At 40.2% G+C, this 18,182-nt stretch carries 16 protein-coding genes, 1 other RNA gene and 1 pseudogene; 10 read left to right on the top strand and 8 right to left on the bottom strand.

The annotated features are described in order from the left end of the window. The first annotated feature begins 109 nt into the window (after positions 1 to 109). Entirely contained in the window at positions 110 to 556 is a 447-nt protein-coding gene (locus OCU48_RS08900; protein ID WP_141347385.1) for a YbaY family lipoprotein, read from the top strand. Between the two features lie 53 nt (positions 557 to 609). Here OCU48_RS08900 and OCU48_RS08895 read toward each other — a convergent pair whose 3' ends face one another. Continuing rightward, a complete protein-coding gene (locus OCU48_RS08895; RefSeq protein WP_141347386.1) occupies positions 610 to 912 on the bottom strand; it encodes an MGMT family protein in 303 nt (100 codons plus the stop codon). Positions 913 to 971: 59 nt separating this feature from the next. On the opposite strand from OCU48_RS08895, the gene OCU48_RS08890 reads away from it, so the two are divergent. The 3 genes from OCU48_RS08890 to OCU48_RS08880 all read left to right on the top strand — a co-directional run bounded on the left by OCU48_RS08890 (position 972) and on the right by OCU48_RS08880 (position 3,424). Next, positions 972 to 1,706, top strand: a complete 735-nt coding sequence (locus OCU48_RS08890; RefSeq protein ID WP_141347390.1) for a VP0952 family biofilm-associated protein — start codon at positions 972 to 974, stop codon at positions 1,704 to 1,706. 113 nt (positions 1,707 to 1,819) lie between these two features. Further along, positions 1,820 to 1,916, top strand: an RNA gene (ffs, locus tag OCU48_RS08885) — signal recognition particle sRNA small type. A gap of 92 nt (positions 1,917 to 2,008) precedes the next feature. Further along, entirely contained in the window at positions 2,009 to 3,424 is a 1,416-nt protein-coding gene (locus tag OCU48_RS08880; protein ID WP_141347387.1) for a site-specific integrase, read from the top strand. Positions 3,425 to 3,733: 309 nt separating this feature from the next. On the opposite strand, the gene OCU48_RS08875 is transcribed toward OCU48_RS08880, so the two are convergent. Further along, positions 3,734 to 4,765 (bottom strand): IS110 family RNA-guided transposase, encoded by a 1,032-nt coding sequence (locus OCU48_RS08875; RefSeq protein WP_141347421.1) that lies wholly within the window; start codon positions 4,763 to 4,765, stop codon positions 3,734 to 3,736. Positions 4,766 to 5,328: 563 nt separating this feature from the next. Between OCU48_RS08875 and OCU48_RS08870 the strand changes: the two genes are divergently transcribed. After that, a complete protein-coding gene (locus OCU48_RS08870) occupies positions 5,329 to 5,814 on the top strand; it encodes a GNAT family N-acetyltransferase (RefSeq protein WP_141344240.1) in 486 nt (161 codons plus the stop codon). A 145-nt stretch (positions 5,815 to 5,959) separates the two neighbouring features. Here the strand turns inward: OCU48_RS08870 and OCU48_RS08865 are convergent, their stop codons facing one another. Together OCU48_RS08865 and OCU48_RS08860 are read right to left on the bottom strand one after the other, a co-directional pair. Beyond that, positions 5,960 to 6,289 (bottom strand): hypothetical protein, encoded by a 330-nt coding sequence (locus OCU48_RS08865; protein WP_141344239.1) that lies wholly within the window; start codon positions 6,287 to 6,289, stop codon positions 5,960 to 5,962. Positions 6,290 to 6,705: 416 nt separating this feature from the next. Beyond that, positions 6,706 to 7,245, bottom strand: coding sequence for a hypothetical protein (locus tag OCU48_RS08860; protein WP_141344237.1), 540 nt, complete (start codon positions 7,243 to 7,245; stop codon positions 6,706 to 6,708). 81 nt (positions 7,246 to 7,326) lie between these two features. Between OCU48_RS08860 and OCU48_RS08855 the strand changes: the two genes are divergently transcribed. After that, positions 7,327 to 7,647 carry a hypothetical protein gene (locus OCU48_RS08855; RefSeq protein WP_141344236.1) on the top strand — a complete coding sequence of 107 codons (321 nt, stop codon included), beginning with the start codon at positions 7,327 to 7,329 and terminating at the stop codon, positions 7,645 to 7,647. Positions 7,648 to 7,962: 315 nt separating this feature from the next. Here OCU48_RS08855 and OCU48_RS08850 read toward each other — a convergent pair whose 3' ends face one another. From OCU48_RS08850 to OCU48_RS08835, 4 genes and pseudogenes are all read right to left on the bottom strand, one after another. Beyond that, complete coding sequence (locus OCU48_RS08850) at positions 7,963 to 9,822, bottom strand: acyltransferase family protein (RefSeq protein WP_141344251.1); 1,860 nt, start codon at positions 9,820 to 9,822, stop codon at positions 7,963 to 7,965. Between the two features lie 79 nt (positions 9,823 to 9,901). Beyond that, positions 9,902 to 10,936, bottom strand: a pseudogene (locus OCU48_RS08845) (IS630 family transposase). 45 nt (positions 10,937 to 10,981) lie between these two features. After that, entirely contained in the window at positions 10,982 to 11,494 is a 513-nt protein-coding gene (locus OCU48_RS08840; protein WP_141344235.1) for a hypothetical protein, read from the bottom strand. Between the two features lie 430 nt (positions 11,495 to 11,924). Then, a complete protein-coding gene (locus OCU48_RS08835; RefSeq protein ID WP_141344234.1) occupies positions 11,925 to 13,052 on the bottom strand; it encodes a LacI family DNA-binding transcriptional regulator in 1,128 nt (375 codons plus the stop codon). 183 nt (positions 13,053 to 13,235) lie between these two features. On the opposite strand from OCU48_RS08835, the gene OCU48_RS08830 reads away from it, so the two are divergent. The 4 genes from OCU48_RS08830 (at position 13,236) to OCU48_RS08815 (ending at position 18,181) form a co-directional block, all read left to right on the top strand. Then, entirely contained in the window at positions 13,236 to 14,414 is a 1,179-nt protein-coding gene (locus tag OCU48_RS08830) for a glycoside hydrolase family 88 protein (RefSeq protein WP_141344233.1), read from the top strand. A gap of 8 nt (positions 14,415 to 14,422) precedes the next feature. Further along, entirely contained in the window at positions 14,423 to 16,156 is a 1,734-nt protein-coding gene (locus tag OCU48_RS08825; RefSeq protein ID WP_141344232.1) for a DUF2264 domain-containing protein, read from the top strand. 81 nt (positions 16,157 to 16,237) lie between these two features. Beyond that, the gene (locus OCU48_RS08820; RefSeq protein WP_141344231.1) at positions 16,238 to 17,227 is read left to right on the top strand and encodes an ABC transporter permease; all 990 of its coding nucleotides are present in this window, start codon (positions 16,238 to 16,240) and stop codon (positions 17,225 to 17,227) included. Positions 17,228 to 17,239: 12 nt separating this feature from the next. Further along, complete coding sequence (locus OCU48_RS08815; RefSeq protein ID WP_141344230.1) at positions 17,240 to 18,181, top strand: ABC transporter permease; 942 nt, start codon at positions 17,240 to 17,242, stop codon at positions 18,179 to 18,181. The last annotated feature ends 1 nt before the right edge of the window (position 18,182 follow it).

The following is an 18,182-nucleotide window of genomic DNA, read 5'->3' as shown; positions in this document are numbered from 1 at the left end:
AGTGCTATTTATGACGGTTCGCTCGCTTTATATTGAGTTACATCAGTAAGTAAGCGTAGGATAGACATGACAAACTAAGCAGAAATAATCCAACAATAAGAGAGAATCAATGACCATGAACTTACGAAATTGGATGTTGGCATCAGCAGTAGGCGTGTTGCTAGTGGGATGTGCGCAAACAGAGAACGAAGCAGTGAAAGAAAACATGGCACAAAGCGCAGATATGGTAGAGGTCACAGGGACTCTTGCCTACAGGGAAAGAATAGCTCTACCGGATAATGCCGAGGTTACTGTGACTCTTGAAGATACCTCCCTAGCAGATGCAAAAGCTGTCGTTCTAGATACTCAAACCTTTACGACAGAAGGCAAGCAGGTGCCGTTTAGCTTTAGCTTAAGCTACAACAGTGCCGATATTGATCCTCGCCACACCTACAATGTTCGTGCTCAAATTCGAGTGGATGGAAAACTTAGGTTCACAACAGATACCGCAGTAAGAGTCATTACTGATATCGAACAGACCCATGAGGTAGCGATTCGATTAGTCGGAGTTCGTTAAATTTTTACATTTATGTAACATTTCAAGAAAAGTGGTTGTCCTGAGCTTTTGGCCTAGGGCTGCCAGCGAAACTGCTTTAACTTCACTTTTCCAGCTGCGCTAAAGGCAATACCTTCTTCAACTAGCCGTGACTTCTGGCGTTGCAGGTTTTCCCCCTTAAGTGAAATTTCACCTTTACTGTTGATTACTCTATGCCATGGAAGGGCTGAGCCATCGGGTAAATTACTTAAAATGGCGCCTACCTGCCTTGCATAACCTGGATAGCCTGAAAATTTAGCAATATCGCCATAGGTACTGACCGTTCCTAGTGGAATTTGGTGAACTAACGCAAAGACTTTGTATTTTAATTGGTGCATAATGTTATCGACTGTTAAATAAATTGAGGAATAAAAACAGTAATCGCAAGGAGGCGAGTCTGATGTTTTCTACAGTTCAGTTCTTTATTACCACGTTGTTGGCCATTATATGTGCTCAGTCCATTGATGTCAGTCAGGGAAATGTTCCCGTTCTGGCTTTGGCTATTCCAGCACTATGGATTATCTCACGTTCGCGCGCATCAGGTATTTTTCTACTTGTTGGTCTTTGCCTATATGGCTTCACACTCTCATATCAACCTACAGCACTCTCGGTATCGATGTGGATCTTATTCCCTCTATTGATGGTAGCGTTTTCTAAGCGTTGCAATATTGGTGCTCGCCTTGGTGTGTTTTCGTTTTTCTTGTTCATGCAATCAGGGATTATATATTCGCAAATCATTGGTGCGCTGAGCGGCGAGGCCATCTACACACTATTGCAAATAGTCAGCGTTGCGATGATATGGTTAGCAGCGGTATCTTGGAAAACTTCGTCTAAGCATGGCTGGTGGGCTCTATTTTTAGTACTCCCTCTACTTGTGGCTGATATGGCTCATGCCGCTCTTATCTCTTTGACGATTGTTGGCATCATGTTCTCTATGGAAAGCATGGTCAAAAGTAAATCGAAGCTTCTTAAATTGCAATGTTGGACATTACCAACAGCAGCGTTTGCTTCATTGGTTGCAATGCCAAGCGGGAATGTACAAGGAATCGTACTACTGGTTTGGCTACTAATTCTGGGTGCAATCTGGATGACAGATTACATCTTGCGCATAAATGAAGAAATTGGCGACTAAACTTTCAACGGTTAGCACCAAAGCAATAAAAAGCGCTTGTATAAACTGTGGGGATGTTGAATAATTCCCTCACTTCTTCGGTAAAGCTATTTATTGAAGTTGAACTATGGAGGCTCTGGTCCTCTCGCAACAATAGTTCGTGAACTCGGTCAGATCCGGAAGGAAGCAGCCGCAGCGAATGACTTGTGTGCCGGGATGTGGCTGGGGCTTCCACCCAACTACTGCTTTATTCTTTATTTTCAACAACTTAATTTCCTTCATATCGCTAAAAAGCAAATTGGTACTAAACACTGGTACTAAACATGCGCTATCTCAGCCGTAAATCATCCGGAATTTGGTACTTTCGTTATCAGATCCCAAAAGCATTTCAAGCCCAATTCTACAACCGAACTGAATTCAAAAGATCCTTGTACACCAGAGATTACCAGCGTGCTGTTTTACTTGCTCTGAAGTTAGAACTTGAACTTAGGCAAAAGATTGCTGAACCCGAAAATCAATTTGACTCCACACATACCAATGTCGAACCTGTATTAGAATCGGTTACGACTAAATCTAGATTACAAAAATCGAAGAGTTCTACAGGTGATCTAAAAGGGTTTGTCTATGAAGATACCAAACAGCCAAGCATTGAGTTAGAAGATGTCTTAGCAAGCTATGCAAAGGAAAAGCGTGCCAAAAATGTTGGTGAGTCGAGTATTAAAGACGTAGCTTCAAATGTGAGATTAGTACATGCTCTCATTGGCACGACAAATCTTATTGAGGTATCCCGTGATGATGTGATGGATGCCATTGAGCTTTTGCGCTCCCTTCCAAAAGATCTAAATAATCCAAGAAATAAAAAATACTTTGGTGACATGACGGTACTTCAAGCCATTGAGAATAATAAAGAGTTTGGGTTTCCTACAATCATTGATGTTACTGCTGCGAGATATATACAAAGGTGTTCCAGTTTATATAGCTGGGCGTGTAGGCACTTGGAACTATCAAAAAATCCATTCGCAGATTTATCGACTTCAATTAAAAATAACGACACTAGAGAAGAAAAAGACCGCAAAAAGCCTTTCTCATTAATAGATTTGAAAGAAATCTTTTCACATGAAGTATTTACCCTCAGTAAGTTAGGTTCTAAGCCCCGTAGTCGGCAGAAGCTGAACTACCAGTACTGGGTTCCACTTATTTGCCTATTCTCTTCCATGCGTCCAAACGAGTGCTGTCAGTTGCGAAATGTCGATGTCCAAACTATTGATGGCGTATTGTGCTTTGTTTTGTCAAACGATCACTCTTCTCAAAGTCTTAAGAACAAAACAGCTAAACGAACTATTCCTGTACACAAACAACTTATTATTCTGGGCTTTGAGCAGTATTTGAACTCAGTGAAGGCTGAAGAGTGGCTTTTTCCTGAGCTTACATACACTGAGAGGGCTAAGTTCTACGGCAAGGTAGATAGTTGGTTCCGTCGTCAATTCACCGAAAAAATGGCGCTGACGAAGCAAGCTAAGTCGTTTTACAGTTTCCGTCATACCTTCATCGACTTTTTCGTAAAGAACGGTGGTATCCATCCTATTCATAGGCAACTGGTAGGACACCTTAATGGTGATATCACTAATGATGTATATGGAAGTAAATTTAGTGTTTTAGAGCTTAAAAAAGAGATAGACCGAGTGAGTTTTGAGCAAGCTATTAAGCATATCAGGCGTTGGAAACATATTTCAGCTTAGAGTAGGGAATGTCTAAGGTCTTTAGAAGCGCTGAGTAATCATAGCTTATTCGTTGCTTCCTAGCTTGAAAGTGCCCCAAAGTGTATATGGAATCCACGTATTTACAAAGCGACGAACCATAAAAGTTAAGATGCGGTCGTATATTCGGTTTCTGTTGGGGGAGCTACCCCCTAACCTTTGATGTTTGCGCACCTACTGACCTATTCAGTTAGGCAGTTTTTGAAAACATTACACTTCGGTCAGGTTCTCAGTAGGTTGGTCTTACCTATTATGCATCATCATTTTGTAAAATTTGGTACTGCGTTACACTTAAACTGTTGCTGGTATTGATTGATATTTTGTCTCATAGCGGAGCATTGCCCACGCGGTTCTAACCGTCTTATTTGCTAATGCAATACAGGCTCGTTTAAAGCCAATCCTCTTGACCAGTTCAATTAACCATGCCTGTTTCTGGGTAGTAGGAACTTCAGGAAGTCTAGCAAGGTAGGACATCGCACCTAAATAGAGTAATGAGCGTAGATCTTTTACTCCACCAGTTTTGTTAATCCCAAGCATTATAGTTTTACCACCAGAGCTATGTTGTTTTGGGGTTAAGCCAACGAACGCTGAGGCTTGCCGGCCATTTTTAAACTGATCGCCATTGCCTAATGTGACATACAGCATTGACGCTGTTGTTTCGGCTATCCCTTCTAACTCCATTAATCTACGACATGGTTCAATCTGTCGAGTAAGAGCGTTTTTGGTTTTTTCTAACTGCTTCAACTCTGATTTTAGATTGAGGTATTGTTGCCACATCATTGTAATCGTCGTAACCAATGGTGTTGGCATTTCGGACTGTCCATCAAGAACTGAGGTAACCGATTTTTTTAGACCGATTTCTCCTTTAGCATTAACAACACCATACTCAAGAATGGTCGCACGAATATGCTGGCCTATGGAAACCATAGAACGAGTTAATAACTGACGACTGGTTTCAAGAGAATGAAGTCCTTGCTGGTCAACTGTTTTGGGCTTACTGTACTTAAGACCAATTTGTAATGCGGCATTCGCTACAGCTAACGCATCATTCGCGTCAGTTTTGTGACCTTCAAGATAGCCTTTAACTTTCTTTGGGTTAATGATTCGTACATCGTGACTAAACTGTTCAGCGAAACGTCCCCAATAATGGCAGCTAGCACATCCTTCAACAGCCACAATAGAAGGTTTAGCCATTGCCAAAAACTCTTTAAGTTTTTGCCTGCTCATAGCTTTGTTACTCAGTAGTTCTCCATGGATACTGATATGACAAACTTGAAAGACATTTTTCGCTAGGTCTATACCGATCACGTTACTATTTAGCATGCTGGAAGCCTCATTATTGAAAACCTTGGCTAAAGTGTAGTTAGCCGCGGAGAGAGTGGATTCCATACATCAGTCAGAGCTAAGTTGAAGTTGAACGAAAGGGTCGCAATTTGACTTAAATTTCCTCATGCAAAGAACTCTAACCAAGTGGCTAAACTTTTCAGTCAACTAAAACCCTCGCATTCCCATATGTCATTGAATTTTGTTCTGAAAAATTGTTAGTTATCTTCAACTTCTACCGCTGTATATTTAAACAGATAATTGGAGTTGAAATCAATTTGAGTATGAAAAATGGCTTTTTTTGTCGAGGGTCTAGTCTCGTTTATTTGATAGAAGCTTGTATAAGCTACTGTTAATCAAAGAGTTAACACTGTTCTTCTTGAGATAACAGGCATTGTTAAAAAGTGATAACACGCGCGCTCGTTTTTACGTAAAGACAGAACTCAAAGTGTGATGTATATGCGTTATATTTCAGTGGTTTATGGTAGTTTGAATGAAAGATAGGCAAGCAGAAAAACGAGCAGGCCTGTTATTAAGAATGTTATGTTCTCGGGAGGGATTTCATGATTAGGGAAATTACAAAGTTAGATTTTGAGTCATTTTGGTCAACATTTTCTATGGTGATCCAAGCTCAAGAAACTTACGCGTTTGAACCAAATATGACACAGGAAGATGCTTATTTTTTGTGGTGTGAAATGCCATTAAAAGCTTATGTGTTTGTTGAAAATGACGTTGTTCTCGGAACTTATTACATTAAGCCAAATGCTATGGGTCCAAGTGGTCATATTTGTAACTGTGGCTATATGGTATCAAGTGAAGCAAGAGGCAAAGGTATTGCTCGCCTTATGTGTGAGCACTCACAAAAGAAAGCAGTTGAATTTGGCTTTGATGCTATGCAATTTAATAGTGTGGTGTCGACTAATAAAGTAGCGGTTAAGCTTTGGGAAAAGCTCGGTTTCTCTATTATTGGCACAATACCCAAGGCATACAATCATGGTCAGCTAGGATTGGTTGATAGCTACATCATGTACAAATGGCTACGAACATAACAAGCAATTTAAGAGTGATCCCCCACGCTTGGCATTTTTGGTTTGGGCCTAGTTCAGTGTTTACGGCATCCAAATTGAGTGCAGTGGTAGTGTGACTCACACCTTGATTGGGCGTTAGTTGGCTCAAAACATTATAAATGATAATTCACTCACATTCGTCAGCATACATCCCTAGAGCATGGTTGCGTTGTGCGGTTGATCTGAGATCTCCATCAGTGAAATGCCCTGAAGCTTGCATCCAGCCTCTAATGCGCCCGGCTTCATGTACGACTTCTTTTTTTGCAAACTCACCTCCGTGAGCTTGAATGGCAAGAACTTCATCAGCTACACCTTTGTTTAAATAGGATTGCATACCATGTTCAAAAATTAGGTACTGAGCTAAGCCAGAGCACATTGCTAATTGATCCCAAGTTTTTTCACTATTTGCATAACTTGAAAGCGGGAGTAGTGCCAAAAGAATAATGTGTTTTTTCATGAAAAGACCACTAATAAATTTTTTAGGTGGCCAATCATGGCAAAAACAAACGGACTAAATGTAATAACGTAAATTCCATTTTGATGATGCCTAAACTATGCAACAATCCAAGTAACAATAAATTTCAGCAGATTCGCAATGCTTGGCATTATTGGTTTGAATCTACTTTAGTGTTTACGGCACAATGGTTTAGGCCATGCGGTGGCGTTGCTCACTACTTAATTTGGCGTTACTTTCCCATAGTTCAGCTAATCCGTTATATCCTAATTTAGAAATAAAGCTAACAAAGTTCTGCCCCTTTATGAGTTTTGGAAGGTATTACCCTCCAATTTAAGCTTTTGTTATTTGGTTTACTTCTCCTAATCATTAGAACTCTAACAATGTGGTCAAATTTGCTGAACCACTACAGCAACCGATTAGTGGGGTAAGTTTTTGTCAATTTCAGCGCATTCTTTAGTATTCGCGTTACAGTATTCAAGATATTTACTGTTTCTCTGTTCAATGACACTTAAAGTCACAAAAGGGTTGTAAGTGTCGTATTTTTTCTTCGACTCATATGACATGTAAAGAATGTAAGCTAATAAAGTTACCACAATACATAAAAGTACGAGTGCTATAGCTCTGTTAGTTAGTTTTGATACCTTAGTAGCAATCTTCTTAGTTCCGATAATTGGGACTGATTCATCTTCAATCTTCAACTCATCTGTTAACGGTTGTATTTTTTTGTAATTGGGCAACTTTGTTTGGTTTTCATCTGAGTTAGAAAGCCACTTACTTAAATTACCTTCACTTATACTCAGTATTCCTGCAATCTCCTTTTGATTAACGTTCAAGTGTTTCTTAGCTAACTCTACAATTTCATTTAAATTATCAACTTTATCACCAGGTAACCTTAACTTAATGTTTCCTATGTATTTTTCTGGTTTTCTATGAGGTGGGTTTCCATTAGTTTCCATTAATTTCCAATCGTTTCCTAGTACTGAAAATTCAAATTACATATAGTGGCATAGACGTTATCAACATAAAAGGAATGACTGATGGATAATGCAAAGAATCCAATAAATAGAGATGTAACTTGCTTGGAAAATACTTATTTTGTTAAATACGGAAAAGGGGGGGTTCTGGTAAGGCTAGAAAGTAGTGAATTGGAGGACGCAGCCAATGAGTTCAACTCAAAGAACGACTACCAATCGTATATTTCAACTAACTTAATTCCTGTAGCAAGCGTGCAGACGACCGAATCTGACGTAAAAGTTACTCTAGTTCAAGAGAATGTACTAATTACTCGGGTCATGCCGACCAGTGAAGTAACGCTAGAAACTTATCAGACAGTAGGGGAAGAAAGTATTAATAGGTGACAATGAGTTTGTCTTCTAAGGATAAGCAAATCATTGTTGATATCCGACAACTATTTTATAAGTTACTTTATATAAAATATATTAGTATTGAGCATTGTCTGTAGTGGCTGACTGAATTTGGCCACTAGATTAAAAGCTTGCCAATACCTAAAGTATTCAGTTAAATGCTAATTTAGCAACACATATAACACGGAAATGTCCAGATCCTTTCTGGTTGGGTTACTTAACCCAGAATTGCCCCGAAATGCGACAGAACAACCAAAAAGAGGCTGATGATCAGCCTCTAGTTCTTGGTGCGTACAACGAGATTTATGTTCAATTTCTACCAACAGATGAATCAAATACTGACTTAAACCCTTTCTTAAATACAAAATCCCAACCGTAAACCGTTGGATGATTGTCATCCTTATACAAAAAATTATCTTTTTCATAAACAACAACATTATCCTGAACAAAAAAGAATGGTGATGATTCAATGAAGTTAACCTTCTTAGAGGATAAGCTTTTTATGAACTCATCAGTATCAGATTGAAACTCTTTATGTTCGTAGAAACTAAGCTTTTGCTCGGGTTGGTCAATCCCTCTTTTAGTTAAGATAGGGTTGCCTAAAAAGATGATTATTTTCTTATTATTTAGAGAGTTAACGGTTTTCTTAAGGTTTCTCTTCATTACATTAAATGAATCATCACGTTCAATATCCAACTCACAATTATCACTACATAGAAAGTGCGTTGCTTTTTGAAGTTTCCCATTCCTTATCCAACCATATCGATACAAAGACCACCGACCAATCATAATTACCTGATCTGAAGCATTGGACTCCTTAATTTTGTTAAAGATGATATCATTTTTCTTCTGGTTACAATTGCCAGCATTACCCATACCGTCATGACGACGAACTCCTTGTATAGGAGGGCAGCCACTAGTTTTAAATACTACAAAATTATAACCCTCATTAGCTAAGTAGTGACTTAATGCTATTGAATGAGAGTCACCCCATAAAAAAAAGTCCACCTTCCCATCTTTACCATAATATGTGCAATGTTTTTCAATGCCATCGCAAAATTCATAACCCTTACCACTAACGTTTAGCTTCAAGGTTTTCTCTTCTATACTATGTTCTTGATATTGATATAATGATGCCGTAATAATCATTAGAGATAATGATACTAGAAGAGTAAATATAACATTTACTTTTTTAGACCTTTTCTCCACAAAAGAAAAAGAAGCAAATGATAGAGTTAAAGTAATGAAAACATATACCGCAAAGTTAATATTTAATTCATATATAAAACAATAAACAAGAATAGGCCAATGCCATAAATAGATAGAGTAAGACCACTTACCAAATATCTGGAATGCTAGATTATTTGTGATTTTGCTATTTTGACGATTAGCCACGATTACAAAGTAGGCGCCTAAAACAGGAATCAACGCTAGATACCCTGGCCAAAGATTTTCTTCAGAAAGGAAAGCGTATGATGACAACACCAAAGCAATCCCTATAAACGCTATAGCCCTTTTATTATTGCATGAGCATTTCCAAGGATATAAGTAGGCAATACCGCCTAACATCATCTCCCAAGCTCTTGTAGGAAGAAGGTAGTAGGAAGAAGTTGGCCACTTGATTGTAGCGACAACGTTTAGAAAAAAACCTAAAACAGTTCCAATAACTATTAACCGCTTTAAATTATCTAAAGACAATATTTTCTTAAACACCAACAAAATCATTGGGTATAAAATATAAAATTGCCATTCAACTGAAAGCGACCATGTATGCAAGAGCCATTTTTCTTTTGATAATTCATCAAAATATCCCGACTCTTTCCAGAAGATAAAGTTAGAAGAAAAAGACAGACTCGATGCTATATGCTTATAAAGAATCGTGGATTTATACTCACCAATAACCAAAAAAGCTAACATTAAGAGCATCAAACACATAGTTATAAGCATTGGTATAATGCGCTTTACTCTGGAAGAATAGAATTTCAGCAGATTAAAATTATCGTTCTCCAATCCCCTAAAAATTATCCCAGTCATTAAAAAACCAGAGATAACAAAAAACACATCGACACCCGCAAAGCCTCCAGGAACCCAAGCAGGGTTGAAGTGGAATAGAACAACACCTATTACTGCTATTGCCCTCAATCCATTAATGTCGTATCTAAAATTCATCACAATTACTCAAAATTTAAACTGCAGGTATTGTAAAGGCAAAGCAAGCCAAGGCAAGAAATTATACCAATCTGGAGAATTAACTGGTCAGGTCTATCCACTCTCTCGTGCACATTTTGGTAACCCTTGTTTTGCACTCTAGAAATTGATTCCAGGCAGCACAAACTTTAAAAACAATGTCGTCGTAACCCTCAAAACATTGGTTGGTAAGATAGTGTTGTCTCAGCCAACTCCATGCCTATTCAATTGGATTCAACTCGGGTGAATATGGTGGTAGTTTGATGATGCTGACGTTCTCAAATTCATTGGCAATGTCTTCAGTATGCCAACCTGCACCATCCATAATGACAACAGCATGTCGCCCTTTGTCGGTCGCAGATGAGATTTGCTTCAAGTGATCTATCATTATCTCTTTATTGACCCAAAGCTCGACCATCGCTTCACCAATACCTCTGGCTGGACAGACTGAACCAAATAGATATGCATAGTCAAATGCTGCTGTTTTACTGCCCTCGGGCGCGTTCCACGCTCAGTCCAAAGGCAAGTTGTTGTGTTCTGTTGACCGAATCGAGCTTCGTCTTGAAACCAGACATCAACATGCTTTAGGTTTATATGACCAGGGATCCTAAGGATCGTTTCTAATTTGAATTTTTTTAAAATCGTCTTGAACTTCAGCAGATTGTTTTGGATGCTTGGAGCGTGAAGTTATCCATGAGAATCCCATGTGGTCGAGTAGATAATAGATGGAATAAGGGTGGTAGTGCTTGCCAAACTCTTTCGATTTATAGGAGTGGATATCAGCACCGGTAAGCCGCCCCCCTTCTGAATTATGGGCTTTATCTTTAATGTATCTGCTTAGATGTTCTCTTTGAGCGGGAATTAAGAATGGTGGTCGGCCGGTTCTTGGCTTTTCCTGCAGCCCTTCTAAGCCTTCTTCAAGAAAGGCTTGAACCCACTTATTAACGCTGGTTCTGCTTACCTTAAGAAACTTGGCAATCTGAGTGCGAGACTGTCGGTCTTTGAAATGAGCAAGAGCCAGCAATCTCATTTTCATCTGGATGGATTTTTGCTGGCTCGCAAGCTTTTTGAAGTCGATGTCGTTAAGGCCTTCCATAGCGTGTTAGTTCTGATTATGATTGACCTTAATTAGATCATATTTTCACTTAGATTGGTATAAGTTCGCAGGGTTGACTTGATCGAGAGTGAGCTTTTTCTTTTTGAGGTAATCAAGAAAATAGAGCGTTCTCTGATTTAGTTGGTGAACCGTAAGGTGAGTGATTTGGGCTTTTTGTTTGGCTTGGATGAATTCTTCTTGCCAGCGATAACCTTGCGCGTAGCTTTTTCGAGCAACTCTCTTAGTCCGGACTTTATTCTTTGTTTCTTGAGAGACCAAATCAAAGTTGATGCCTGTTTCGGAAAAGACACTTCGTAGATGTGCCACAGAGGCTGAGATTTCGGCCTGAATAGTTAGGGAATTTGCTTTGTCTGGTTCGAAAGTATCTAGGGATTTTAGAACTTCCATAACGATTGGCGCACTTCGCCTGATCGCAACAGGCCGAGATTTTGTGTGGAGACTAAATTTGAAATCGAACGGAAAGCCTTGCTCGACAAGGGCTTTGGGAGTGCAGACTCTTACGAAGTACACACAATAGCGGTTTTTGAATAGATACATTGACTCACCTGATTGACTCACCAGAGCGTTTTCAGGGACTCAGAAACGAAAAAAACCCTGATAAATCAGGGTTTTAAATGTGGCGGAGAGATAGGGATTTGAACCCTAGAACCGCTCATCAAAATAATTTTAATACACTGATTTTATTAGACTAAATTATCTCTGAGCCAAGGTGGGCTCTGGGGTTGACTCACCGTATTGATTAATTTAGCAACCCTATCTCTGCCCGTCAATTATTGATGTTAACTATCTAGGGACTATTGGGGCATTCTAGCCACTTTAGATATAATTGGCTCAAAATCCCTAGGTATAAAAGGCGTATTTATCTTTTAAAAAATTAATGTATTAGATTTTTTAGAAGTTTCGCGACACTCCTTGTCGCTATGAAATTTATCCTTAAACTTCATGATCAGTTTTTTCAGGAATTACTTTACAGATAATTACGATTGGCGAAATCACCTAGCGTTACATCTGATTTGTCATCAGCTTCTATCGATTTATTTGGAATGACAGTATTTCGTTCCATTAACTGCATGCGTAATGAAATTCGCTTGCTTTCGGTTGTAGGATCAGCCGCTTCGTGCACGAGTTGGTGCATGCCGCATCGCATAAGTTGTGAGAATTGGCAGTCTATGGTTGTTAGCGGAGGGTAGAAATGCTCTGCGTGCGGTACATTGTCGAATCCAAGTACGGATATTTCATTGGGTACGGAAATTCCACGATCTTCGAGCGCGTGGATTAGTGAAAATGCCATAGCATCACAGCCACAAAAGACAGCGGTAATGTTTTCAAATACACCATGGTCTATCATGTGCGGTACTATTAGACTGGCATTGAAGTCTATATCCCATGATTTTCCGTTGCAGCTTCGTCTTAAATTGGTATCGACGCTATCTTTACCGTACTTAAATATATCGATAAGCTCAAAATCTTCGATTCCATTTTGTTTCATGGCACGCTCAAATCCACGCGCTCTATGGGTAAAAGACAACCTTGTCTCGGCAAAAATCATTTTTATGCGTTTATGCCCTTGTTGGACGAGATAGTTCCCTGCTAACAATCCGCCGAGTTCGTAATCAGGACAAACACTAGAAAATGTCATACTTTCGTCTATTGCGTTGATAAGTACGCAAGGTGTTTTCTCTTTTTTGATTAAATCAAGCAATGCCTTATCGTACTGGCCGACAATAATGACGGCATTAACTGAATTGAGATCTTTTAACAACCGTGACTGTGTATATCGTCGCTTAAGATCGATAATTTTGGTTTGTATTCCGATTTTGTTCGCGACTGTATTTAGGTGAGTGATAACCTCTGCATAGTAATTACCTGGGCTGTCTACAAATTCAGAAGTTAGGATGCCTACACTATTGAGGTTGACCTGAAAATCCAGTTTCGGTTGTTTTCGTTTATAGCCTAACTTGCTGATAGCCGCTTCTACAGCCCTTTTAGCTTCCATACTTACGTTATGGTTCTTAAGTGCTCGCCCAACTGTACTTCTTGGTACTCCGGATTCTTTAGCTAGATCATCAATGGTAATGCGTTTCTTTGTGCCCATTTCTAACTCCCATACGATTTAAATCTCACTTTTTAACAATACTAAGTGAGATATCTCAATCCTCATAGGATATCTCACTTAGTGTGGGAAATCTCGCATTATTTTCAACGTAAAGAGTAATAATGGATATAGAAATGAGGCAGTTAATGTCTTGAAAATGAATCTTACATTTGGAATCAAATAATGACTGAAGTGCTAGCTGTTAAAACAATCAAGGCAGATATTGTCGAGTCAATTCAACGCAATGTATCAAGAATTGGCACTCGTAATCCTATGGTGGGAGACGATGGTCCAGACTTTGAGTATTTATATCCGGAAGATTACTTTTGGACTGACAGTTTCTGGACGGGACAACTTTGGCTGGCATACGGGCTAACGGGTGATGAATCGCTTAAAAACTCAGCACGAACTCGCAATGCTCATTTGGAAACAATCTTAAATACGCCATTATGGATTGATCATGACCTAGGTTTTCTTTTTAGTTTATCTGTTGTCGCGGATTACAAACTTACGGGTTGTGAAAAAGCGAAGTCATTAGGTCTACGGGCCGCCGATGCTCTGCGTAACAGGTTTAACTATTGCGGGAATTATATTCAAGCTTGGAATGCATCATCTGATGACCCCGAGAAAATGTCGATGGCGATGGGCAAGATTATCATCGACTGTATGCAAAACCTAGGCTTGATGCTTTGGGCATATAAGGAAACCGGTATTGAGTCATATCGTGAAGTTGCCTTAGCTCAGGCAGAAACTAGTGCCCAATATCTAGTACGTGAAGATTACAGTACTTATCACACTTTCGACTTTGATCCTAAGACTGGCAAACCTGTAGGAGGGAAAACTCATCAAGGTTTTGCTGACGAGAGTTGCTGGAGTCGCGGGCACTCATGGGCTGTTCATGGGTTTGCAAAACTTGCCGAAACAACGGGTGACATGAAATATGCCGAGCTAAGTGCAAAGTTAGCTGATTATGTAATAGAGAATATCACCCCTGACGGTGTTCCGGTATGGGACTACAGACTTCCATTGGATGAGGTCCAATACAAGGATACATCCGCAGGTGCGGTTACTGCTGCCGGTCTATTCATACTTGCGAATGTGCTTATTAAAGCAGGTCAAGTTTCGCGTGGTACTCGATATCATGATTTTGCATTGAAAATGCTTAAGGGCCTTCGAGACGAATACGATTTGACAGGGATGTCAGATGCACAAGGCTTACTTCGTGGGGCAGCTCAGTTTGTAAAAGAAGGACAAAGAGAAAACAAGCCTCACTTAATTCAAGGCATGTTGCCTTATGGTGATTATTACTATTTTGAAGCAGTACTTCTAGCTTGCGGTCATACCGATTTTTTCTGGGAGTAAGAGAAAATATGCAAAATCCATTTAGCAATAATCCTCTAGAGAGTCGCGCTGATTATCAGCGACTTGTCAATGACATGTACGAACCATTAGTTCCTTACTACGAAAAGCAAGGTGCTAGCATTGACTTTGGTGATGGCAGCGCTCTATTTGATATGAAAGCAAGTTCTCTGGAGGGGGTCGCTCGTCCACTATGGGGGGTAATTCCTTTGGTAGTTGGCGGTGGGGAATTTAAATACTGGCCTTTGGTTCGCGAGATGATTACACAGGGTGTGGATTCTGAGTCGCCTCACTATTGGGGCGCGACTTCTGACATTGATCAACGCAGTGTGGAAATGGCTGTATTTGGATTGCTTCTGGCGTTAATTCCCTCTGAGGGTTGGGAGCCTTTGGATGCGGAAACAAAGGAGAAATTTGCTGTTTGGCTTGCGAGTATTCAGCAATGCATGATGGCGCAAAATAATTGGTTGTTCTTCACATTACTGGTTCAAGCTGGGCTTCGTAATGTAGGTAGAGATGATTTGGTCGATGATGCACTCGAGCAAACATATCTAGATCGTCTTGCGAGCTTTTATAGAGGCGATGGCTGGTACAGCGACGGTGGTTGGGGTGCAATAGATCACTATGGTGGTTTTGCAATGCATTTCTATAGTTTAATCTATGCCACCCTTTTAAAAAATGTAGATGGACAGTATGCAGACTTGTTCAGGGAGCGTAGTAATAGCTTCTTGGAACCATTTGCGTACTGGTTTGCTGAAAATGGCGAATGTATTGCTGTTGGTCGATCGCTTATCTATCGTTTCGCGACAGCAAGTTTTTGGGGAATGGCTGCAGTTGCAGGGCTTGACGAATTGCCTATGTCTAAAATTAAAGGGCTTTGGGCAAGACAGATACGTTGCTGGAAAGACAAGCCAATCTTTTCTAGCAATGGGCTGTTAACTCGTGGTTATGACTATCCAAATGTTGCTGTTGCAGAAGCATACAACTCTCCAACCTCTCCATACTGGGCGATGAAGGCGTTCATTCCCTTATTATTACCAGAGACACATGAGTTTTGGCAGGCCGATGCGGCGCCTTTAAATTTGAACAAGCGTATTTATCCAATGCCAGCAGCGGATTCGATTGTACAACGTGTTGGAGGCCACTCTGTACTCCACTACGGTGCGCACATTATTACTCAGTGGCAACCGGATAAGTACAACAAATTTGCCTACTCGACGAATTTTGGTATGGACGTAAACTCTCTGCAATACAGTCACTCACTTAGCTTTGGGGATAACATTTTAGCCTTTAGTTTCGATCAGGGAACAAACTGGCAGATGCGATTAAGTAATGAAGGGTGCACAGTTTCAGATGATGGTTTAGAGATTCTTTGGAATTCAGGTTCGGTAGATGTTACAACCAATATTATTATATTGAACGGCGGACGGTTTGTTCGTCGACATAAATTTACACTCGAGCAATCTGCATGGGTTGTTGAAAGTGGCTTTGCGATAGATACCTGGCGAGTGGAACATCAAGTTTTAAATCAAACTAATGGTTCGGAATCTGTTATCGATATTTTAGGTAGCAATGGACGTTCAATAATTCGAAGTCTTGACGGATATCAAAAGAGTGCTCAAGTTATTAACCGAATACACACCAATATTCAATCACCAAGAACACAAGTCCCTTATTTACTGTCCAAGTTAGATGCAGGTGAATATGAGCTAATTAGTGAGTTTGAGGTGAACCCTAAAGAATAGAAAAATACAATTAGCAACAATAAACACCCCTTTAATTAGTAAATTATTAATCTCTATTTAATTTAAAATAGGAAATAGACAATGAATTATATTTTGAAGCGAGGCGCATTTTATTTTATTGCGTTTATATTCGCAGTCACGATTAATTTCTTCTTGCCAAGAATGATGCCAGGTGATCCAATTCAATCATTTATTGCACGATTGGCTCAAAATGGTGGCCAGGTTTCAGCCGAAACAGTTATGGCGCTTGAAGCACTGTATGGTTACTCCACTAGTACACCATTATATGTCCAATTCTTCGGTTATTTAAAAAGCATATTAACTCTGGATTGGGGGATGTCGACACGATTCTTTCAACCTGTAGCTGAAGTGCTAGGTAGAGGCGTTGCTTGGACAACACTTCTGGTTGGTGTGCAATTGGTGATTACATATTCCATTTGCACCTTTGGTGGTATCTATGTGGCGTGGAAGCGAGGTACTAAGACAGATAGTTTCATTACGGTTGGTGCTGTTGTGATCTCATCAGTGCCAGGTGTTGTAATGGCTCTTCTTCTTTACTTTGTTTTTGCATCTCATCTAGGTTGGTTTCCGACGGGTTACGCTTATTCTCCTTCACTTGATCCCGGTTTTAACTGGGAGTGGATCAAGAGTGTTATGTACCACATGGTGCTCCCTTTGACTGCGATGGTTTTGCTTAGTCTAGGCAATATTATGGGCATGCGTTCGAACATGATCAACCAACTAGGTGAAGATTTTATTGTCATGGGGTGGGCAAAAGGCGTTCCGGATAAAAAGGTGATGCTTGCCTATGGTGCGCGCAATGCTGTTCTTCCTATGATTACCTCTTTTGCTATGTCTATTGGCATGATATTCGCGGGCTCACTGATTATTGAGATTATTTTTAACTACCCGGGTCTAGGGCAGGTTATGTATCAGGCCATGATGGCTCGGGATTATCCTTTGCTTCAAGGCTATCTGCTTATGATGACTCTTATGGTTCTAATAGCGAACTTTATTGCTGACGTCCTGCTATTTAAGTTGGACCCACGACTTCGTACTGACATGGAATAAGAGAGACTAGGTATGAAAAACAAATTAAACGCGATTAAAGAATTCATGTTTGACAACCCAAAAGCTTTCTCAGGGATTTCTATGGTGTTGCTGCTTTGTGTATTGAGCTTTGGAGCGAACCTGTTTACCAGTTATGAGCCAAATGCCCGTGTAGCAAGGCCACATCAAGAGCCGTCCGTAGACCATATTATGGGGACGACTCGTATGGGGCGCGATGTTTGGTCACAGACGCTATACGGGGGTCGAACCTCTATTATGGTCGGTTTCACTGCAGGCGCTTTCGTGATTTTCATGGCTGTAGTGGTCGGGGTGAGTGCAGGTTACTTTGGTGGAATTGTGGATAACACATTATCCTTTTTCACTAACCTTGTGATGGTTATTCCAAGCCTTCCTCTTATGTTGGTTTTAGCAGCTTTCTTAGACCAGGTTTCACCTTTGGTTATTGCCGTGATTATAGGAGCCACCTCATGGCCATGGGGTGCTCGAGTAATCAGAGCGCAAACGCTATCTATTCGAAACAAAGACTTTGTTCATGCAGCACAAGTAATGGGTGAGAGCAAGCATCGCATGGTCTTCTGTGAAGTACTACCCAACATGCTTTCAATACTGGCTTCAAGTTTTATTGGGACGGTTATCTACGCAATCATGACTCAAGCAACACTTGAATTTATAGGCCTTGGGGACCCGTTATCAAACACTTGGGGCGCGATGTTGTATAACGCGCAGCAGACATCTGCGATTCGTATTGGAGCATGGTGGGAGATCTTGGCCCCTAGTGTCGCGCTAGCAGTATTAGCAATTGGATTAGCGCTGGTTAACTTCTCAATCGATGAAATCTCGAACCCGAAACTGCGTGCCCAGCGAATTATGAGCAAATATAATCGTGAGCAAAAAAAGATGAATAAGCTTCGTCAAGCTCAAGAAACGCAAGTGCCACCGTTAAAAGAGGCTTAGT

The organism is Vibrio inusitatus (genome assembly GCA_024346935.1).
Taxonomy (GTDB): Bacteria; Pseudomonadota; Gammaproteobacteria; order Enterobacterales; family Vibrionaceae; genus Vibrio; species Vibrio inusitatus.
Note: the sequence above shows the minus strand (reverse complement) of the source record. Positions and strands in the feature narration are given on the sequence as shown.